The following is a 19,933-nucleotide window of genomic DNA, read 5'->3' as shown; positions in this document are numbered from 1 at the left end:
GGGCTAGCCCTCGACGCCGAGGCGCTGGAGGATCAGCTCGCGCACGCGGCCGGCGTCGGCCTGCCCGCGGGTGGCCTTCATGACCCCGCCGACGATCGCGCCGATCGCCTGGATCTTGCCGCCGCGGATCTTGTCCGCGACGCCGGGCTGCGCGGCGAGGGCCGCGTCGATCGCTTCCAGGAGCGGGCCGTCGTCGGAGACCACGGCGAGGCCGCGCTTCTCGACGATTTCCGCCGGGGTGCCTTCGCCGGCGAGCACGCCGTCCAGGACCTCGGAGGCCATCTTGTTGTTGATCTTGCCGTCCTCAACCATCTTGTTCAGTTCCACGATGGTGGCCGGGTTGACGCCCAGCTGGCCGGGATCGACGTCGGCGTTCTTGGCGCGGCCGACGATCTCGCCCATCCACCATTTGCGGGCCACGGTGGCAGTGGCGCCGGCGGCGATGGTTTCCTCGATCTCGTCCATGACGCCGGCGTTGACGACGTCGCGGAACTCCAGGTCCGAGTAGCCCCAGTCGGCCTGCAGCCGCTTGCGGCGCGCGGCCGGCGGCTCGGGCAGCGTGGCCCGGAGCTCCTCGACCCATTCGCGGGACGCGGTGATCGGGACCAGATCAGGTTCCGGGAAGTAGCGGTAGTCGTCGGCGTCGGACTTGGCCCGGCCCGACGTCGTGGTCCGCGTGTCCTCGTGCCAGTGGCGGGTTTCCTGGATGACCGGCTCGCCGGAGTCCAGCACGGCGGCGTGCCGCTGGATCTCGTAGCGGACCGCGTGTTCGACGGCGCGCAGTGAGTTGACGTTTTTGGTCTCCGAGCGGATGCCGAAACGTTCGCGGCCGTGCGGGCGCAGCGAGACGTTGGCGTCGCAGCGGACGTTGCCGCGCTCCATCTTCGCGTCCGAGACCCCGAGGTTCTTGACGATCTCGCGGACGGCGGCCACGTAGGCCTTGGCGAGTTCGGGGGCGCGGCTGCCAGCGCCCTCGATCGGCTTGGTGACGATCTCGACCAGCGGCACGCCGGAACGGTTGTAGTCCACCAGGGAGTAGTCCGCGCCCTGGATGCGGCCGGTGGCGCCGCCCATGTGGGTCAGCTTGCCGGCGTCCTCCTCCATGTGCGCGCGTTCAATCTCGACCCGGAACACGGTGCCGTCGGAGAGCTCGATGTCAAGGTAGCCGTCGTACGCGATGGGCTCGTCGTACTGGGAGGTCTGGAAGTTCTTCGGGGTGTCCGGGTAGAAGTAGTTCTTCCGGGCGAAGCGGCACTTCTCGGCGATCTTGCAGTTCAGCGCCAGGCCGATCTTGATCGAGGACTCGATCGCGGTCTTGTTCACCACCGGCAGCACGCCGGGCATGCCGAGGTCCACCTCGTTGACGTTGGTGTTCGGCTCATCGCCGAAGACGTTCGGCGCGGAGGAGAACATCTTGGTCTTGGTGTTGAGCTCCACGTGGACCTCGAACCCCAGGACGGGATCGTACTTGTCCATCGCCTCTTCGAAGCTGAGGGTTGCGTCAGTCATTAGTGTGAGCCTCCGTGGCTTGAGGCGGCGGCAGCCGCAGAAGTAGCAGTGAGCGAGGGGGCCTTTTCCAGCAGCGGGCCGCCCCACTGCGCCTCGAGCAGGGATTCCAGGACCGCGCCGACGCGGTACAGGCGGGCATCCTGGCGGGCCGGGGCCAGGAGCTGGATGCCCACGGGCAGTCCGTCCTCGTCGGCCAGGCCGCCGGGCAGGGACAGGCCGGGGACGCCTGCCATGTTCGCCGGGATGGTGGCGACGTCGTTGAGGTACATCGCCAGCGGGTCGTTGAGCTTCTCGCCGAGCTTGAACGCCGTGGTCGGCGCCGTCGGGGAAATCAGCACGTCGGCCTTTTCGAAGGCGGCGTCGAAGTCGCGCTGGATCAGGGTGCGCACCTTCTGGGCTGAGCCGTAGTAGGCGTCGTAGTAGCCGGCGCTCAGGGCGTAGGTGCCCAGGATGATGCGGCGCTTGACCTCGTCGCCGAAGCCGGCGGCGCGGGTGGCGCCCATGACCCGCTCGATGGTCATGGGACCGTCCTTGGGCAGGACCCGCAGGCCGTAGCGGACGCCGTCGAACTTGGCCAGGTTGGAGGAGGCCTCCGACGGCATGATCAGGTAGTAGGCGCCCAGGGCGTACTTGAAGTTGGGGCAGGAGACCTCGACGATTTCGGCGCCCGCGCCCTTGAGCAGCTCGAGGGATTCGTTGAAGCGGTTCTCGACGCCGGCCTGGTAGCCCTCGCCGTGGAGTTCCTTGATGATGCCGATCTTCATGCCCTCGACGTTGCCGGTCCGGGCCGCGGCCACGAGGTCCTCGAGCGGGTCCGGCAGCGAGGTGGAGTCGCGCGGATCGTGCCCGCCAATCACCTGGTGCAGCAGGGCCGAGTCGAGAACGGTGCGCGAGACCGGGCCGATCTGGTCCAGCGAGGAGGCCATGGCGATGGCGCCGTAGCGGGATACGCCGCCGTAGGTGGGCTTGACGCCGACCGTGCCGGTGACGGCGCCGGGCTGGCGGATGGATCCGCCGGTGTCCGTGCCGAGGGCCAGCGGGGCTTCGAAGGCCGCGACGGCGGCAGCGGAGCCGCCGCCGGAACCGCCCGGGATGCGCTCCAGGTCCCACGGGTTGTGCGTGGGCCCGTAGGCGGAGTGCTCGGTGGAGGAGCCCATCGCGAATTCGTCGAGGTTCGTCTTGCCCAGGATCGGCATCTTGGCGGCGCGCAGGCGCTCGACGACGGTGGCGTCGTAGGGGCTGTGCCAGCCTTCGAGGATCTTCGAGCCGGCCGTGGTGGGCTGGCCGATCGTGACGATGAGGTCCTTGACGGCGATCGGGACGCCCGCGAGGACGTGCAGCCCTTCGGCGGCGGCACCGCCGGCGGCGCGGATCGCATCCACTTCGGCGGCGACGGCGAGCGCCTCGTCGGTGTTGACGTGGAGGAAGGCGTGGACCTTGCCGTCGACGGCGGCGATGCGGTCCAGGTAGGCCTGGGTGACCTCGACGGCGGTGATCTCGCGGGCGGCCAGCTTCTCGGCGAGCGCGGCGGCGGAGAGGCGGATCAGTTCGTTGTTCTCAGTCATGGTCTTAGTCCTCATCCAGGATTGCCGGGACCTTGAAACGGCCTTCGTACGCGTCGGGGGCACCGGAGAGGGATTGCTCGGCCGTAAACGTGTGGCCCACGACGTCCTCGCGGAACACATTGGTCAGCGGAATCGGGTGGGACGTGGCCGGGACGTCATCACCGGCGGCTTCACTGACGGACTTCACTGAATCCACGATGACGGCGAGTTCGCCGGCCATCCTGTCCAGCTCTTCAGCACTCATCTCGATGTGCGCGAGTTGCGCGAGATGCGCGACGTCGTCGCGGTTGATCGCAGCCATGGATCTCCCCTGCAAGGTATGGATAATTTTCCGTCCCAGTCTACGTGGGTTGGACGGTGGTTACTGTCCGCCGCCTGGAACGACGACCACAAACAACGCGGGGTCACTTACGGTCCATCCGGAGGTCCCGAATGGGCCGTAAGTGACCCCGCGTTGGTTGGTGTTGTTGGGAGTGGTTAGCCGATGCCGATGGCTCCGGTGAGCACTCCGACGCCGAGCATCACCAGGGAGATCACGGCCGTGCGCCACAGGACCTTCTTGTGGTGGTCGCCCAGGTCCACCTTCGCGAGGGAGACCAGGAGCAGGATGGCCGGGACCAGGGGGCTCTGGAGGTGGAAGGGCTGGCCGGTGATGGAAGCACGGGCCATGTCGGCAGCGCTGACGCCGTAGTGGGCCGCCGTTTCGCTCAGGACCGGCAGGACGCCGAAGTAGAAGGCGTCGTTGCTCATGAAGAACGTCATCGGGATGCTCAGGACGCCGGTGATCACGGCCATCAGCGGACCCATGTCGGACGGGATGATCTGGACCAGCCATTCCGACATGGCCTTGACCATGCCCGTGCCGTTGAGGACGCCGGTCAGGACCGAGGCGGCCATGACCATGCTGACGACGGCGACGATCGAGGGAGCGTGCGCGATCAGCTGGGCGCTCTGGTCCTTGACCTTGGGGAAGTTGACCAGCAGGGCGATGGCGGAGCCGACCATGAAGACGAACGGGAGCGGAATGACGTTGGCGACGAGCGTCACCATGACCGCGACCGTGAGGCCGAGGTTGAACCAGAACAGCTTGGGACGGAGGGTCTTGCGGTTGGGGTCCAGGGCGGTGTCGGCCATGGCGGAGTCGCGGTCGTCAACGAGGGAATCGGCGCGCTCCAGCACTGCAACGGACGATCCTTCCGGGGAGAGCCCGGCGGGCGAGGCGCCGGGGCCCTTGCGGCCGCGGCGGATTCCGGTACCGCCGGCCGCGCTGCCGCCGGCTGCGCCGTCTGCGTCGCCGTCGAAGGCTGCGGCTGTATCCGGGACACCCCAGATCTCGGGGGCGACGGCGCGGAGGCGGTTGCGTTCCTGCAGGCCGAGCAGCCAGGAGAAGACCAGCACGACGATGAGCCCGGCGATGAGGGACGGGACCATGGGCACGAAGACATCGTTGACGTCGAGCTTCAGCGCGGAGGCGGCGCGGGCGGTCGGGCCGCCCCAGGGCAGGATGTTCATGGTGCCGTTGGCCAGGCCGGCCACGCAGGTCAGGACCACGGGGCTCATCTTCAGCCGCAGGTAGACCGGCAGCATCGCCGCGGTGGTGAGGATGAAGGTGGTGGAGCCGTCACCGTCGAGGGAGACCGCTGCCGCGAGGATGGCCGTGCCCAGGACCACCTTGGCGGGGTCGTTGCCGAGCTTGCGCAGGATGAACCGGACCAGGGGGTCAAAGAGCCCGACGTCGATCATCAGCCCGAAGTAGATGATCGCGAACATCAGCAGCGCGGCGGTGGAGGTCATGGATTTCATGGAGTCCATGACCATCGGGCCGATCCCGAGGCCCGCGCCCGCGAAAAGCCCGAAGACTGTGGGAACAATGATGAGCGCCAGCACCGGCGTCAACTTCTTCGTCATGATCAGCACCATGAATACCGCGATCATGGCGAATCCTAGTAATACCAGCACGGCCGGCTCCTTCTTCGTTGAATGACACCACTCCGGTGTGATGCGCACTACAGACGTTAGAGTGGCGCCCGTCACGACTGGGCCTTTGGCTCAATTGATTGGCATACTGCTTATTGGATGCATTTTGCGCATTTTGCTCACGTCCGTACCAACCCCAGGCAGGAGCCCGATGAAGCGCCGCACAGCTCTGCCGGCCCTGCGCTTTTCGACCCAGACACTGCTGCTGCAGCTCGGCGTCGTGGCGCTGGTGGTGCTGCTGAGCAGCGCCGTCCACGCCTGGCTGAGCTATGACCGGCTGGGCCGCGAGGCGGAGAACCAGGCGCTGACCCTGGCCCGGACGGTGGCCTCTGACCCCTCAGTGCGGGCAGAGGTCCAGTCCATCAGCGCTCTTCCCGCCGCTCCCCCGGCCGCCGAGTTGTTGGCCGGTCCGTTGATGGCTGCCGCGGAGGGTGCCCGCACCCGCACCGGGGCCCTGTTCGTGGTCATTACGGACGAGACCGGTATCCGGCTGGCGCACCCCGACGCGGAGCGGCTGGGCGAAAAGGTCAGTACCGACCCCTCGGACGCCCTCGCGGGCCGGGAGGTCACCACGCGGAACACGGGCACGCTGGGCCCGTCCGCCGGCGCCAAGGTCCCGGTGTATGCCCCGGACTCGACGGCGGTGGTTGGCGAGGTGAGCGTGGGCTACTCCACCGAGACGATCAGCCAAAGCCTGGCCCGGGACATCATCCCCATCGCCGTCACGGCCGCCGGCGCGTTGCTGGCCGGCGTGCTCGCCTCTTTCCTGCTGCGGCGTCGGCTCCAGCGGCTGACCCTCGGGCTCGAACCCGAGGAGATCAGCACCCTGGTGCACGACCAGGTGGCCGTGTTGCAGGGCGTCGACGACGGCGTGATCGGCGTTTCGGCCGACGGCAGGGTCAGCGTTTTCAACGCCGCCGCCCAGCGGCTGCTCGGTGTCCCGGACCTCGCGGGCACGGCCTGGGCCGCCGCACCGGTCCCGGAGCAGCTCAAGGCCCTGACCCGGGCCGATGCGGCCGAGGGCGAGGCGGTGGAACTCGTGGCCGGCGGCCAGGTGCTGGTGGTGAGCGCCCGCAAGGCCCTCCACGGCCGCGAGGACCTGGGCTGGGTGGTGATGCTGCGGGACCGGACCGAGCTGCAGCAGCTGACCCGCCAGCTCGACGCCGTCGGCACCATGTCCGCGGCTTTGCGGGCGCAACGCCACGAGTTTGCCAACCAGCTGCACACGATCGCCGGGTTCATGAGCATCGGCCAGCCCCAGCAGGCCCAGGACTATCTCGCCAAACTGGCCGGCACCGGGCCGCTGGCATTCCCGGTGGACCAGGCCGAGCTGCTCCAGGACCCCTACCTGCAGGCCTTCCTCGGTGCCAAGGGCGTCGAGGCGGACGAGCGCGGCGTGAGCCTCCGCCTCGGGCCGGAATCCGTGGTCCGCGGCCACGTCACCGAACCCCAGGACGTCACCACAGTCATGGGGAACCTGATCGACAACGCCGTGAACGCCGCCGTCGCCGGTTCCGCGGCCGAGCGCTGGGTGGAAGTCGAAGTGCTGGACGAACCGGGCATCAACGGAGGCGCCGGCACACTCCACATTGTGGTGGCCGATTCCGGCGACGGCCTGGGCGGCGGAATAACAGCCGCCGAGACCGAGGGGGTCTTCGCGGAGGGCTACACGACCTCGGTCCGGCCCGCGCGCCCTGGCGGAGGGCAGGGCCTGGGGCTGGCGCTGTCCCGGCAGCTCGCGCGCCGCCGCGGCGGAGACGTGCGGGTGCTCGAGGCCGGCTCCCCCGGCGGCCCGGGCGCCGTTTTCGTCGCCACGCTGCCGGGAACCACCGAACCGGGGCCAACGCTGCCGGGAAATACCGAACCTGGAATCACTGAAGCAAACCGGGAGGACAACGATGTCTGAGGATTTCAGGGTGCTGATTGTCGACGATGATTTCCACGTCGCCAAGCTGCATGCCGCCTATGTGGATTCGGTGGCCGGCTTCCTGGCGCTGCCGCCGGCCGGCTCGGCGTCCCAGGCGCTGCAGGCCATCCACAGCCTCCGCCCGGACCTGGTGCTGCTGGACGTCTACCTGCCGGACGCCTCGGGCCTGGACCTGCTGCACCAGCTGGACGTCGACACCGTGATCCTCAGCGCGGCCTCGGACACGGCCTCGCTGCGCCTCGCGTTCCGCCGCGGGGCACTGGGCTACCTGCTCAAGCCCTTCACAGCCGAATCCCTTTCGCAGCAGCTGCGCTCCTATGCACGCTACCGCCGGATCCTGGCCCAGCCGGGCTCCGTCAGCCAGGAGACGGTGGAGCGCGCCAAGCGCGCCCTGATCCCGGGCGACGTCGTCGCCTCGGCACGTCCCCGCTCCGCCACCGAGGCCGCGGTGCTGGAATCCCTGGTGCCGGGCGAGCAGTATTCGGCCGCCGACGTCGCCGCCCGGGTCGGCGTGTCCCGGGCCACCGCCCAGCGGTATCTGTCCGCGCTGGCGGACGACGGCGCCGTCGACATCCAGCTGCGCTACGGCACCACCGGGCGGCCCGAGCACCGTTACGGAATCCCCGCCCCGGCCGGCCACTAGGCGCCGCGACACAAGCAGCGAAGCCAACTTAGGCGCCGTCGGGCTCCTTCTGTGCCGCCGCCTGCTCCGCCTGCACGGCCCTGTGGATGTTGCCGTGGATCATGTCCGCCCCGATGCGCTCGATCACGCCGTCCCGATCCAGGACCGCCCGGACCGCGGGCTTCAGCCGGGTCAGGCGCAGGTTGACCCCGGCCTCCCGGGCGAGGATGACGATGTCCGCCACCTTTGCCGCCCCCTGCGAGTCGACGAAGTTGATCCCGCCGCAGTCGAGCACGATCCCGGTGAGCCCCGGCGTCGACTGGATGACGTCGCGCAGGCGGTCCTCCAGTGCATCGGCCGTGGCGAAGAACAGGCCGCCGTCGAACCGGATCACGGCAATGCCGGGAACGGTCTCGTCGCCGGGGTGCTCACCGGCGTCGCGGAAGACCTGGGTACCGGGCTCGCGGCCCAGGTCGGGCATCTCCGGATGGGTCGCCACCCGGACGAGCCAGATGAGCGAGAGCCCGATCCCAATGACGACGCCCGCCAGCACGCCGAAGATGAGGGTCCCGATGATCGCCGCGACCGCAATCCAGAAGTCGAACTTCTGCACGCGGGCCAGCCGCCGCAGCTCGGGCACGTTCATCATGCCCATGACGACGGCCTCGATGATCAGCGCCGCCAGCACGGGCTTGGGCAGGATCGAGAACAGCGGCGCCAGGAAGAGCAGCGTGAGCAGGACGGTGATCCCGGAGGTGAGGGAGGCCAGTCCGGTCTTCGCCCCCGAGTGGTCGTTCAGCGAGCTCGCGGACAGGCTCGTCGAGACGGGCATCCCCTTGAAGAGACCCGAGGCGATGTTGGCCATTGACTGGGCAATGGATTCCTGGTTGATGTCGATCTGGTAGCGGTGTTTGGCAGCGAACGCCCTCGCATCCCCGGCGGTCTGGGAGAAACCGATCAGGACCAGCGCCACCGCCGCGAGCGCCACGGTGCCGACGTGGTCCCACATGAGCTGGCCGTCCGGGACCTGCAGCGAGGGCAGCCCGCTGGGTACGTCGCCTACCAGGGCCACGCCTTTGGCCCCGAGACCGAAGAGCGCCTCCGCCGCCAGTCCGCCCACCACCAGGACCAGGGCGCCGGGGACTTGGGGAGCGATGGCTTTCAGCCCGAAGACGACAGCCAGCGCGATGACCCCCACCACCACGGTGGTCGGCTGCGCCTCGCCCAGGGTGCCCAGCCACGACCACAGCTCCTGGAGCGGGTTGGAGCCGGTGACCTCGGTCCCGGTGAGTTTGGGGAGCTCCCCGATCACGACGTCGATCGCCGCGCCGAAAAGGAAGCCGGTGACCACGGCCTTCGAGAGGAACTGCGCAATCCAGCCCATCTTGAAGACGGCAAGAATCAGGAACAGGATCCCGGAGGCGAGGGTGATTCCGGCAACGAACGAGGCGATATCCTGTTCGCCGGTGATGCCTGCCGCGAGCACGGCACTCGCGGCCACCGCCGCCAGGCCCGAGCTCGGGCCCATCGAGATCTGCCGGCACGTGCCGAAGATCGCGTACACGATGGCGCCGGCGGCCGCGGCATACAGCCCGTTCTGCAGCGGAATCCCGGCGATGCCTGCGTACCCAAGGTTCTTCGGAACGATCAGGGCCGCGACGGTGACCCCGGCAATCAGATCGCCGCGCAGCCACGAGCGGTCATAGGAGCGGAACTGGCCGATGAGGGGGATCCTGGTGGGCCCCTGCCCGGGTGCCTTGGTCATGCGCTCTTCATACTCCAAGTCCGGCGGTTCCGCCAGAGTCCCCCCGGCCCCCGCAACGCCCCAGGCAAGCGTCGCTTTGGCCCTAGGCGGCGCTCTTTTGGGCGACGAGTTCGATCTCGACGAGCATCTTGGGATCCAGGAACGGCAGCACGTGAACGAGGGAGAGCGTGGGGCGGATGTCGCCGAAGACCTCGCCGTGGGCCCGGCCGGCCTCTTCCCACTGGCTGATGTCCGTCAGGTACAGCTTGGACTGCACCACGTCCTCGAAACCGAAGCCGGCGTCGGCCAGCACGGCGCCGAGCTTCTGCAGGATGTAGCTGGTCTGGGTATAGAAGTCTTCGCCCACGATTCCGTCCTCGCCGCTGGCGGCGGTCGCGGAGATGTAGAGGGTGTTGTCCACCTGGACAGCCCGGGAATAGCCGAGGGTCTGTTCCCAGGTGGAGCCGGTACCGAAGGTCTTGCGCATGGTGGGCCTTTCGCAGTTGCCGCAGGGATCGGCACAACTGTAGGGCGCCGGACGGCCGGGCCGCCAAACCGGGTTGCTTTGTGTCGGCGGACCTGCGCGGGGCCACCGCCCCGGCTAGAGTTCCTGGCGGTAAACGAGCAGTTTGATGTCCGTGCCCGGCACGAGCCAGTCGCGCTCCGGCGCCCGGACGAAGCCGGTCTTCAGGTAAAGGCCGTGGGCGCTTTCCCAGCTCTCGCCCGTGGTGAGGGCCACGGCGTGAATACCGGGCAGGGCCCTGGCGTGCTCCATGATGGCCTGGACCATGGCCTTGCCGGCACCGCTGCGCTGCACGGAGGGGTCCACCACGAGCATCCTGAACTCGAGCTCGTCGCTGAAGGCGATGTCCGCGTAGGGCTCGCCGGCGACCGCCAGCGTCACGGAGCCGAGGATCCGGCCCTCACGCTCGGCGACCCAAACCGTCGCGGCCGCCGCGCGCTGCCCGACGTTCTGGATCTGCTGCATGTAGGGGTGGTCGGCGCTCTCAAAGTAGCCCGCCGCCAGGTAGGCGTCCCGGGTGATGCGCGCTATGGCGTCGAAGTCGGCCGGAACGGCGGGGCGAATGAGGATCTGCAAAGGCACCTGTCAATGGTACGGGCGCCCGGCCCGGGCCTTGCCCGGAAAGGCCGTTTCCGTGACTGAACTATCACTCAGGCGCATCTGACAAGCGTGGAGCCGGCCCGGCGGGACGACGTTAGAGCGGGAACTTGCCGGAGAGTTCCAGCGGACCGGCGCACGTCCATGCGGCCAGGCGCTCGTCGTCGGAGGGGCCGCCGGCCAGGGGGCTGGTGAGCCGCGGCCGGCGCACCCAGCAGCCAGCCTCCTCGGCGATCAGGGCCCCGGCGGCGAAGTCGTGTTCGTTGAGCCCGCGCTCACCGTAGGCGTCGTGCGTGCCGTCCGCCACGAGGCACAGGTCCAGCGCCGCGGACCCGAGCCGGCGCATGTCGGCGAAGCCGTCCATCAGGCTGCCGAGGCCTGCGGCCTGTTCCGCCCGCACGCCGGGATCGTAGCTGAAGCCCGTGGCCAGGATCTGGCCGGCCCGTCCGGGAACCGGGCCGAACAGGGCGGTCACCTGGCCCTGATCCTGGAGCCAGGCGCCCTGGCCGCGGGACGCGTAGTAGGTGCGTCCCAGCGCCGGTGCGCTGACGACGCCGGCCAGCCAGACGCCGTCGGCGTCGGCCACCGCCACGGAGGTGGCGTAGTAGACGATGTTGCGGATGAAATTGGTGGTGCCATCGAGCGGGTCGATGGACCAGCGGTAGCCGCTGGGCTCCGCCGGCAGGTCGGTGCCGCCCTCCTCCCCCGTGATGATGTCCCACGGCCGGGCGGCGGTGATGACGTCCCGGACGGCGGCTTCGGCGGCGAGGTCGAAGGCGGTCACCCAGTCTCCTGAGTCGCCCTTGTTGCTGACGTCCAGGGCCGCAGTCTTTCGGGTGGCCAGGACGGCGGCCCCCGCCGCGGCGGCCGATTTGGCCAGTTCGAGCAGCCCCGGAACGCCAGGTGCGGGAGGACCCGCGGAGTGGGAACTCATTCGCCGGCCGGCCCGTTCGCCAGCAGGGCACGGAAGCCGTCCTCATCCAGGACCGGGACGCCGAGCTGCTCGGCCTTGTCCAGTTTGGTGCCGGCGTTCTCGCCCGCCACCACGTAACTGGTGTTCTTCGACACCGATCCGGCCGCCTTGCCGCCGCGGATCAGGATGGCTTCCTTGGCCTCATCGCGGCTGAAGCCCTCGAGGCTCCCGGTCACCACCACGGTCAGCCCCTCCAGCGTCCTGGGCGTCGACTCGTCGCGTTCGTCCGCCATCCGGACGCCGGCGTCCGCCCAGCGGTCCACGATGTCGCGGTGCCAGTCCTCGGCGAACCATTCAGTCAGCGCCTGGGCGATGACCGGGCCCACGCCGTCCACGTGGGCGAGCTCCTCCTCGGAGGCCTGCCGGATGGCGTCCATGCTGCCGAACGCGGTGGCGAGGGCGCGAGAGGCCCGCGGGCCGACGTGCCGGATGGACAAGGCCACCAGGATCCGCCACAGCGGCTGGGATTTCGCTTTTTCCAGCTCCCGGAAGAGCTTGTCCGTCGTGGCCGTGGGCTTGGACGGGGTCTTGGTGGTGGCCTTGGTGAAGAAGTAGGGCACCAGCTCGAATTCCCCTGTGCCGGCGCCCTTGGAGCGCTTCTCCCGGCGGACACGGACGTCCGCGAGCTGCTCCGGAGTGAGGTCGAACAATGTCGCCTCGGTGGTCAGCGGCGGCTCCGCGGGCTCGGCCGGCTGGGTCAGTGCGATGGCGGCTTCCCAACCGAGGGCCTCGATGTCGAAGGCGCCGCGGCCGGCAAGGTGGAAGACGCGTTCGCGCAGCTGCGCCGGGCAGGACCGGGAGTTGGGGCAGCGGATGTCCACGTCCCCTTCCTTCCCGGGGGCCAACGGCGTGCCGCACGCGGGGCATTCGGTGGGCATGATGAAGTCGCGGACGGGAGGGTCCTGCTGGTCCCGCAGCGCCAGCACCGGGCCCACAATTTCCGGTATCACGTCTCCGGCCTTGCGCAGCACCACAATGTCGCCGATCTTCACGCCCTTGGCCTTGACCACTTCCTGGTTGTGCAGGGTGGCCATCTCCACGGTGGAGCCGGCAACCTTGACCGGTTCCATCACGCCGTACGGGGTGACCCGGCCGGTGCGGCCGACGTTGACGGCGATGTCGAGCAGCTTGGTATGGACCTCTTCGGGCGGGTACTTGTAGGCCACTGCCCAGCGCGGCACCCGGGTGGTGTAGCCCAGGGCCCGCTGGGTGGCGAAGTCGTCCACCTTGATCACAATGCCGTCGATCTCGTGGGTAAGGCTGTGCCGCTTGTCGCCGTAGCGCTTGATGAATTCGAGCACGTCGGAAAGCCCGGCCAGGACCTCGAAATACGGGCTCGTCGGCAGTCCCCACTCGGCCAGCTTGCGGTAGGTCTCGGACTGGCTGGCGGTGTCGAGACCCTCGCGGGCGCCGATGCCGTGGACGTACATCCGCAGCGGCCGCTTGGCGGTTTCCGCGGGGTCCTTCTGCCGCAGCGAACCCGCGGCGGCGTTGCGCGGGTTGGCCAGCGGCGCCTTGCCGGCCTCGATCAGGGCTTCGTTGAATTCCGCGAAGGCCTGCGACGGGATGAAGACTTCGCCGCGGACTTCCACCTCCGCCGGGAAGCCGGTGCCGCTGAGCTGCTGCGGGATTTCCTTGATGGTCAGGACGTTGTGCGTGATGTCCTCGCCGGTGGTGCCGTCCCCGCGGGTTGCGGCCCGGACCAGGGCGCCGTCGCGGTAGAGCAGGTTGACGGCCAGGCCGTCGATCTTCAGTTCGGTGAGCCACGACGGCGGGTTCCCGCCGTTGCCGAGCTTGGCGACGCCCGCCTCGGCCTTGACCATCCAGGCCTCCAGCTCCTCGAGCGAGAAGACATCCTCCAGGCTGTACATGCGCTGCAAATGCTGCACGGCGGCAAACGCCGCTGACACCTCGCCGCCGACTTCCTGCGTGGGCGAATCGTTGGCCACCAGTTCCGGATGCATGGCTTCGAGCGTTTCCAGCCGACGGTAGAGCTCGTCGAACTCGGCGTCGGAGATGATCGGCGCGTCCTGCTGGTAGTACGCAAAGCGGTGCTTGCGGACCTGCTCCACAAGGTCTTCATACTCCGCGCGGATGTCCCCGGACGGGACCTGCCCGTCGGGGCCTTGAGGGTCCGTGACGTGCCCGGGGGCTGCTTCGGCTGCTTCTTCAGTCCCTGCTGCGGTCTCTGCTGCGGTCTTCCCTGTGCTCACAGACCTATCCTGCCCTAGATCCCCGACATTGTCCGGTCCAGGGTCCGGTCCGGCCACAGATCGAACAGGTGATCACCTCGCCCGGCCCGGGGACGAATTCTGCGCCGGTGGAGAGCCGTGCTAGCCGCTGTTGACGACGGCCAGATCGGCGGCCGGGCGGTCGCGCACGCCCAGTTTCGTGAGCGCGAGTGGGCCAAGGACGATTCCGCTGAGGATGATGCCCGCGAAGATCAGGCATGAGAGCTGCCACGATCCACCGTCGTACAGCAGACCCGCCAGCAGCGACCCGGCTGCTGCCCCGAGCATCTCGGAGTTGGTCAGCAGGCTCATGCCGCGGCCCACGCGGTGCCGGTTGACCTCAGCTACGACTGCCCGCTGGATCGGCAGCAAGATCGCCCATGAGGCACTCGTGAGTACCCAGAGCGCGGCGATCACGAGCGGGCTGGGCGTGAACGCGAGGCCGGCCGCAGTCAGTGCCGACGCGACGGACGCGAGGACGTATCCCGTACGCCGGCCCCGCCGTTCAACGAACCGGTGCAGCGCTCGTGGCATAACCGTAAGCACGATGCCGCCCGGCAGTTAGATGAGTGCAATCTGGTAGACCTCCAGCTCAAGCGCCTTCTGCAGGTGAAGCAGCAGGAGCAGCGACACACCGGCCTCGGCGACTGCGGTCATCAGCGCGATCAGCAGCAGCGGGGCGAGGCGCCTGCCTTCGCCCCGGAACCCGTCCAACGGCTCCTCCTGCGGTGGCGCCAGGAACTTTGGCACGCGGAGCAGCAGGACCGCGGCGATAATACAGGCAACGGCGAGGGTCCCGAAGACCCCGCTGAAGCCGGTCAGAGGCAGCAGGACCATCGCTGGAATCCAGAAGAACCACGATCCGAGTGCTTCGGAGGACAGCAGCCCGGCCAGCGAGCCGGAGTCGCGATCGAGGAACTCGGCCGCGATTGCCCGGACCGCAATCCAAAAGAACGCGCCGCCGATACCGCCAACAATTGCAGCGGCGAAGGCGAGCGGCAGCGACGTCGCGACGGCGTAGCCGACGCAACTCACCGCGTAGAGCACGGCTCCGGCCGCAGCCGCTGTCGTTCGCACCCGGGTGTCCACCAGCCAGCCGGAAATCGGACGTGCGATCACCGAGACGACGAGCTCGAGGGCGACGAGGGCTCCGATCGCGCTTGGCCCGACGCCGAGTTCAATGCCGCCCCAGAGCGGGATCAGGAAGTCCATTATTTCCGCGGACCCTCCAATCAGGGTTGCGGCAGTGCCCGCTGCTTTCCTTCGATCCGGTTTAGTCCCCATGCCCGCGATCCTAAGGGACGAACCGCGAATTCGGTCTGACGCCGACCGCGAGGTCAGGCTGGCTCGTCCGCGTTTGCAGTCCGGGCGTCGACCACGATCGCCGTGATGTTGTCCCGGCCGCCGCTTCGCAAGGCCGCCTGGATCAGTTCGTCCACGGCCGCCTGGGGGTCGGCCTCGGCCGCGAGGATGCCGGCGATCTTCTCATCGCTGAGTTCGCCGTTGAGGCCGTCGGAGCAGGCCAGCATCCGGTCGCCGTCTTCAAGGGGAACCAGCCAGAAGTCGGCCTCGGAGTCATCCCCGGTTCCCAGCGCCCGTGTCACCACGTGCCTGCGGGGGTACACGGCGGCCTCGGCCTCGGTGATCTGGCCGGTGTCGAGGAGTTCCTGGACTTCGGAATGGTCCACGCTGATCTGGGCGAGCTGGCCGTGGCTGTACCGGTACGTGCGGGAGTCCCCGATGTTGAGGACAAGCCAGTACGGAACGTCCTGTTGTTCCACCACCACGACGCCGGACAGGGTGGTTCCGGCACGCGATCCGGTGGCGTGACGAATGCCCGCGTCGGCCATGAGCAGGTACTCCTGCAGGATGTCCGCCGTCGCATCCCGGCTGCCGGTCTTGGACTGTGGCAGCTCGGCCAGGGTGCGCACGCAGATGCTGCTGGCAACTTCGCCGGCCTCGTGCCCGCCCATGCCATCCGCGACGGCGAAGACGGGGTCAGCGGCAATGAAGGAGTCCTCGTTCGCCTCGCGGCGCAGTCCCCGGTCCGTGCCGTACCCGCAGCGCAGTAGCGGTCCCTGTTTTCCGTCCGAGGGCGGGATGGGGGCGTCTGGCGATGGGTTCATGGCGGTCCTCAATACAGTGGTGCGCGGCTTCACTGGTGCGCGGGGGTTGACGGCGTTCACAACCCGGCCGGATCGCAACTGCCGGTCCGACTATTGCATATGCGCCGCTCAGCTGAGAAGCCCGCCACGGCCTGCCGGCGGGCTGATCCGGCGTTCAGTCCAGGATCAGGCCCCGGCCGCTGCCGGGCTGCAGCTGCACCGGGTGGATTTCACCAAACCCGCGGACGTCCTCGGCCGGCCGGGGCACCAGGACGAAGCGTTCGTCCTGCTCCAGCGCGGCCGCGGTCATCGAATCCACCAGCACGGTTCCAGGGTCCGCGAGAGCCGTCAGGCGGGCGGCGAGGTTGACGGTGGGTCCGTAGATGTCGCCGAGGCGGGAGAGGATGCGGCCCCAGACCATGGCCACGCGGGCCTGGGGCAGGATCTCGTCGTCGGTGAAGGCGCGGGACAGGGCCAGGGAAATCTCGGCGCCGGCCGCCGGAGTCTCGGCAATGTACAGGACCTCGTCGCCGACGGTCTTGACCAGCCGGCCGCCGCCGACCGAGATGATTTCGGCGCACTTGTTCTCGAAGCGCTGCACCAGCTGGGCGAGCGTCTTCTCGTTCATCCGGCGGGACAGGCTGGTGTACGAGACAAGGTCGGCGAAGCCGACCGCCCGGGCCAACGGCAGGGGCGCATCGTCCTCGTCGCCTTCGCGGCCCTCTTCGCTGGACTGCAGCCCGGCTTCGGCCCGGACGGCCAGGCGCTGCACACCGGCGTTGAGCTGGCGGCGCCAGGAGTAGGCGAGCATCTCCTCGAGGGGGTCGATCAGGTTCGGCAACTCGCTGACGAGCCGCTTGCGGGCGACGGCGTCAGTCACGCCATGTTCCTGGACCATGTCCTCCACGAGGGCCTCGATCTGCCACACCACCATCCGGTCGGTCATCTGGCCGATGGCCCGGGTGATGGAGATTGCGGCTTCCTCGGTGAGCTTGCCGTCGCGCACCAGGTCCACGATGGTGGACAGGGCGGCCTGGTCACGCTCGGTGAAGGCGACATCTTCATCCCCGAGGTTGGGAAAACCCAGGGCGCGCCAAAGTTTCCGGGCAGAGAGCAGCGAGAGCCCCGCACCGGCGGCGACTTCACGACGCCGAAGCTTGCGTTCTCCGCCCAGCAGCCGCGCTTCCAGGGCCTTGGCGGCGAGCCGTTCAGCGGACATCGTGCCGGTGGGCGGGGCCACGGGTTCGGCGGGTTCTTCGGGCTCGACTTCGTCGGGTTCGAGTTCGGGTTCGGCGGGTTCTTCGGGCTCGACTTCGTCGGGTTCGAGTTCGGGTTCGATGAGCGCGCCGGCTTCGGCGCCGAAGGCGGTCCCGGCGTCGCTGTCGGCGGCAGCCGAACCGGCGGCGTCCTCGGGCTCCCGGGGCAAATCCGGGGCAGCGAGATCGATGTCCTGGTGGACGTTCTCAGCGTTCATCTCTTCCACCTTCTCTCGTCTCCCACGGCCAGGCCTCGCCCGGGTTGTAGGTCATGCCATCGGCGCCGGACACCTCGCCCTGCGGGAGGTCGTCGATGGCGTCCAGCAGGAAATTACGGAATGTCGCGACCTCCGGGACATCGGGGACCACCGTTCCAAGGGGGTACCCGGTCTCCAAGGATATATTCCCGGAGTGCAATAGGCGCTGCAACAAGGATTGCTCAATGGCCACATGCCGGACGGCGGCGAGGGGTATCTGTTCATCGCGCCGCCGTAACATGCCGTATCGGGCAACTATGCGCTGGCTGGTGAGGATGTAGCGGGTGGCGTGCCACGCAATGACCCGCGGGAGGCAATAGCCCAGCAGCACCCACGCCGCCAACGCCAGGCACACGGCGAGGAGCCAGGGCGTCCACTCTTTCGGGACGAGGGGGACGAGCCGCGCCGGACCGCCCTTGACAACCCAGGCGCAGGCGTACGCGGCCAAGGCCGGAACAACAATGAACATCAGCGCCGGGACAATGAGCATCCTGGGCTGGGGCCGGGTCACCACAATCACTTGCTCTCCCGGCAGGAGCACTCTACGCATAGCCGCTTTCTGCTCCGCCGCTGCCGGTGCCCTGGCCGCCGGTCCCGGCCGGGTTCCACGGCCTCAGGTGCACGACGTCGCCGGCGGTCACCACATGTTCATGGCCCGCGGCATCGACCACCAGGAGTGAGCCGTATTCGTCCAGGCGCGTGGCGTGGCCAATGATCTCGTGGTCGCCCGGGAGTTGGGCCCGGACCTGCTTGCCGAGGGTTGAGAGGAGGTGCTCCACGCGTTTGTGCAGCGACGGGCCACCGGCCATGCCGGCGGTGGGGTCGCCGTCGGCGTTGCAGAAACTCCGGTACAGGGTGGCGAAGCGGGACAGGTAGCTCTTCAGGAGCTCCGTCCGGTCCACTGTGTCGGGATTCTCCAGCAGCACGGAGGTGGCGGTGGGAACCGGGAGTTCGGGCTCCGTCAGCGTGACGTTCAGGCCGGTGCCGAGGATGACCGGCGGCGCGCCGCCGGCGCCGAGCGGGCCGAGCTGGGCCAGGATGCCGGCGATCTTCCGGCCCCGGACCAGGACGTCGTTGGGCCATTTGAGTTCCGCCGGAAGGCCTGCCGTTTCCGTCAGGGCCTCACGCAGGGCGAGGGCCGCCAGGAGGGAGAGCCAGGAGTACCTGTGGGTCGGCAGCGGCCGGCCGGCCGCGTTGACTGGCAGGAGCACCAGGGAGACGGAGACCGAACTGCGGGCCGGCGCCTCCCACCGGCGGTCGAGCCGGCCGCGCGCGTCGCTCTGGTACTCGGCGGTCAGCACTGACAGGTCCGGCCACGCGCCGGGATCCTCGGTCACCCCGCGGAGGAGATCAGCGTTGGTGGAGCCGGTGGACTCAAGCACCGTCAGGCGCGGAATTCCGTTCGCGGACAGGAACGCCTCATCGCTGAGGGCACTCAGGTCCAGGGGCGGACGGTCCGGGGTTTCCTGCGCGGTTTCCATCCTTGAATCCTACCGAGGAAAGCGCACCGGGGCCCCGGCCGTCTGCCTCACATGCCTCCGCCGAAACTCCCCACCTTTGGCCGGGATGTCCGGCGTGTCGGCCGGACACACCGCTGATTCCGGCGCCCGGCCGCCAAATGAGGGGAAATTCCGCAGGGCAGACGGCCGCAAAACACCCAGCAAGTTCAGAGGAAGATGTCCGGGACGAGCTGGTTCTCGGGCGCGCCGAGGCTGTACGGGCTGAAGTCCGTCACCCCTGCCGCCGCGAGAACCTGTTCATCGGTGTAGAAGTTACCGCTCCGGCTGCCGTGGGCGGGGACCGCGTTGCCACCGGTCAGCACGGCGTGGGCGGCGTCGGCCATGATTTCGGGGCTGCGGGCGCCCTTGACGATCATGTCGCCGCCGGGCATGTTGCGGATCGCCGCGGTGTCGATCAAGGTACACGGCCAGAGTGAGTTCACGGCGACGCCGTCGGCCTTGAGTTCCTCGGCCAGCCCCAGCGTGGTCAGGCTCATGCCGTATTTGGCCATGGTGTAGGCCAGGTGCAGGCCGGCCCACTTCGGATCCAGGTTCAGGGGCGGGGAGAGGGTGAGGATGTGCCCGGCCCCGGAGGCGCGCAGGGCCGGCAGCGCCATCTTCGAGAGCAGGAACGTCCCGCGCACGTTGATGTCCTGCATGAGGTCGTAGCGCTTCATGTCCACGTCGTCGGTGGTGGAGAGGTCAATCGCCGACGCATTGTTGATGACGACGTCGATCCCGCCAAAGTGGTCCACAGCGGCGCCGACTGCACCGGCGACGTCGGCGTCGTTGCGCACGTCGCCGACCAGCGGCAGGGCCTGGCCGCCGGCGGCCTCGATCTGTTCGGCGGCGGTATACACGGTGCCCTCCAGCCTGGCGTGCGGCTGGCCGGTCTTGGCCATCAGGACGATGTTGGCGCCGTCCCGGGCCGCGCGGAGCGCGATGGCCAGGCCGATGCCACGGCTGCCCCCGGAGATGAGGACAGTGCGGCCCTGGAGGGAACCGGCGGCCTGGTACGGCCCTGCGGCGGTGCCCGAAGCATCGTTGCTTGAAGTCATGCCCACACTCTAGCCGACCAATGTTACTGGCGGGTAACAAAGTGGTGAGGGAGCTTCGCGGCGGGAAAATTGTAGGTTCCCTACAGCGGC

The 19,933-nt window shown here is 68.7% G+C and carries 18 protein-coding genes; 2 read left to right on the top strand and 16 right to left on the bottom strand.

From position 1 onward, the window contains the following. Positions 1-3 precede the first annotated feature (3 nt). The 4 genes from gatB to AC1DBX_RS15905 form a co-directional block, all read right to left on the bottom strand. On the bottom strand, positions 4-1,509 hold the full coding sequence (gatB, locus tag AC1DBX_RS15920) for an Asp-tRNA(Asn)/Glu-tRNA(Gln) amidotransferase subunit GatB (protein ID WP_476871584.1): 1,506 nt from the start codon (positions 1,507-1,509) through the stop codon (positions 4-6). After that, positions 1,509-3,074 (bottom strand): Asp-tRNA(Asn)/Glu-tRNA(Gln) amidotransferase subunit GatA, encoded by a 1,566-nt coding sequence (gatA, locus tag AC1DBX_RS15915; protein WP_476932205.1) that lies wholly within the window; start codon positions 3,072-3,074, stop codon positions 1,509-1,511. The genes gatB and gatA overlap by 1 nt, the downstream gene beginning before the upstream one ends. 4 nt (positions 3,075-3,078) lie before the next feature. Further along, positions 3,079-3,375 (bottom strand): Asp-tRNA(Asn)/Glu-tRNA(Gln) amidotransferase subunit GatC, encoded by a 297-nt coding sequence (gene gatC / locus AC1DBX_RS15910; protein WP_026537696.1) that lies wholly within the window; start codon positions 3,373-3,375, stop codon positions 3,079-3,081. Positions 3,376-3,551: 176 nt separating this feature from the next. Further along, complete coding sequence (locus tag AC1DBX_RS15905; RefSeq protein ID WP_476871585.1) at positions 3,552-5,033, bottom strand: CitMHS family transporter; 1,482 nt, start codon at positions 5,031-5,033, stop codon at positions 3,552-3,554. Positions 5,034-5,202: 169 nt separating this feature from the next. Here AC1DBX_RS15905 and AC1DBX_RS15900 point away from each other — a divergent pair, with 169 nt between their 5' ends. Together AC1DBX_RS15900 and AC1DBX_RS15895 are read left to right on the top strand one after the other, a co-directional pair. Continuing rightward, positions 5,203-6,957: a sensor histidine kinase gene (locus AC1DBX_RS15900; protein WP_476932204.1), complete on the top strand. Its 1,755-nt coding sequence runs from the start codon at positions 5,203-5,205 to the stop codon at positions 6,955-6,957. Further along, positions 6,950-7,621, top strand: a complete 672-nt coding sequence (locus AC1DBX_RS15895) for a response regulator (protein WP_223914086.1) — start codon at positions 6,950-6,952, stop codon at positions 7,619-7,621. The genes AC1DBX_RS15900 and AC1DBX_RS15895 overlap by 8 nt, the downstream gene beginning before the upstream one ends. A 28-nt stretch (positions 7,622-7,649) precedes the next feature. On the opposite strand, the gene AC1DBX_RS15890 is transcribed toward AC1DBX_RS15895, so the two are convergent. The 12 genes from AC1DBX_RS15890 to AC1DBX_RS15835 form a co-directional block, all read right to left on the bottom strand. After that, positions 7,650-9,365: a SulP family inorganic anion transporter gene (locus tag AC1DBX_RS15890; RefSeq protein ID WP_476932203.1), complete on the bottom strand. Its 1,716-nt coding sequence runs from the start codon at positions 9,363-9,365 to the stop codon at positions 7,650-7,652. 82 nt (positions 9,366-9,447) lie between these two features. Next, complete coding sequence (locus AC1DBX_RS15885) at positions 9,448-9,831, bottom strand: RidA family protein (protein WP_476849359.1); 384 nt, start codon at positions 9,829-9,831, stop codon at positions 9,448-9,450. 114 nt (positions 9,832-9,945) lie between these two features. After that, positions 9,946-10,449, bottom strand: a complete 504-nt coding sequence (locus AC1DBX_RS15880; RefSeq protein ID WP_476932202.1) for a GNAT family N-acetyltransferase — start codon at positions 10,447-10,449, stop codon at positions 9,946-9,948. Positions 10,450-10,561: 112 nt separating this feature from the next. Then, on the bottom strand, positions 10,562-11,398 hold the full coding sequence (locus AC1DBX_RS15875) for an inositol monophosphatase family protein (RefSeq protein ID WP_230009240.1): 837 nt from the start codon (positions 11,396-11,398) through the stop codon (positions 10,562-10,564). Then, positions 11,395-13,650, bottom strand: coding sequence for an NAD-dependent DNA ligase LigA (ligA, locus tag AC1DBX_RS15870; protein WP_476871588.1), 2,256 nt, complete (start codon positions 13,648-13,650; stop codon positions 11,395-11,397). The genes AC1DBX_RS15875 and ligA overlap by 4 nt, the downstream gene beginning before the upstream one ends. A gap of 120 nt (positions 13,651-13,770) precedes the next feature. Continuing rightward, entirely contained in the window at positions 13,771-14,202 is a 432-nt protein-coding gene (locus tag AC1DBX_RS15865; protein WP_476932201.1) for an MFS transporter, read from the bottom strand. 27 nt (positions 14,203-14,229) lie between these two features. Beyond that, positions 14,230-14,952: an MFS transporter gene (locus tag AC1DBX_RS15860; RefSeq protein ID WP_476932200.1), complete on the bottom strand. Its 723-nt coding sequence runs from the start codon at positions 14,950-14,952 to the stop codon at positions 14,230-14,232. Positions 14,953-15,005: 53 nt separating this feature from the next. Then, positions 15,006-15,794: a PP2C family protein-serine/threonine phosphatase gene (locus AC1DBX_RS15855; protein ID WP_476932199.1), complete on the bottom strand. Its 789-nt coding sequence runs from the start codon at positions 15,792-15,794 to the stop codon at positions 15,006-15,008. A 154-nt stretch (positions 15,795-15,948) separates the two neighbouring features. Further along, a complete protein-coding gene (locus tag AC1DBX_RS15850; RefSeq protein WP_476932198.1) occupies positions 15,949-17,247 on the bottom strand; it encodes an adenylate/guanylate cyclase domain-containing protein in 1,299 nt (432 codons plus the stop codon). Then, on the bottom strand, positions 17,237-17,836 hold the full coding sequence (locus AC1DBX_RS15845; RefSeq protein WP_476887188.1) for a PH domain-containing protein: 600 nt from the start codon (positions 17,834-17,836) through the stop codon (positions 17,237-17,239). Before AC1DBX_RS15845 ends, AC1DBX_RS15850 begins: the two co-directional genes overlap by 11 nt. After that, positions 17,829-18,767, bottom strand: a complete 939-nt coding sequence (locus tag AC1DBX_RS15840; RefSeq protein WP_476859096.1) for a biotin--[acetyl-CoA-carboxylase] ligase — start codon at positions 18,765-18,767, stop codon at positions 17,829-17,831. The genes AC1DBX_RS15845 and AC1DBX_RS15840 overlap by 8 nt, the downstream gene beginning before the upstream one ends. 185 nt (positions 18,768-18,952) lie before the next feature. Beyond that, positions 18,953-19,843: an SDR family oxidoreductase gene (locus AC1DBX_RS15835; protein ID WP_223914095.1), complete on the bottom strand. Its 891-nt coding sequence runs from the start codon at positions 19,841-19,843 to the stop codon at positions 18,953-18,955. Between the last annotated feature and the right edge of the window lie 90 nt (positions 19,844-19,933).

Source organism: Arthrobacter sp. 10N44_2 (genome assembly GCF_056394385.1).
This window is presented reverse-complemented; position numbering and strand designations above follow the sequence as displayed.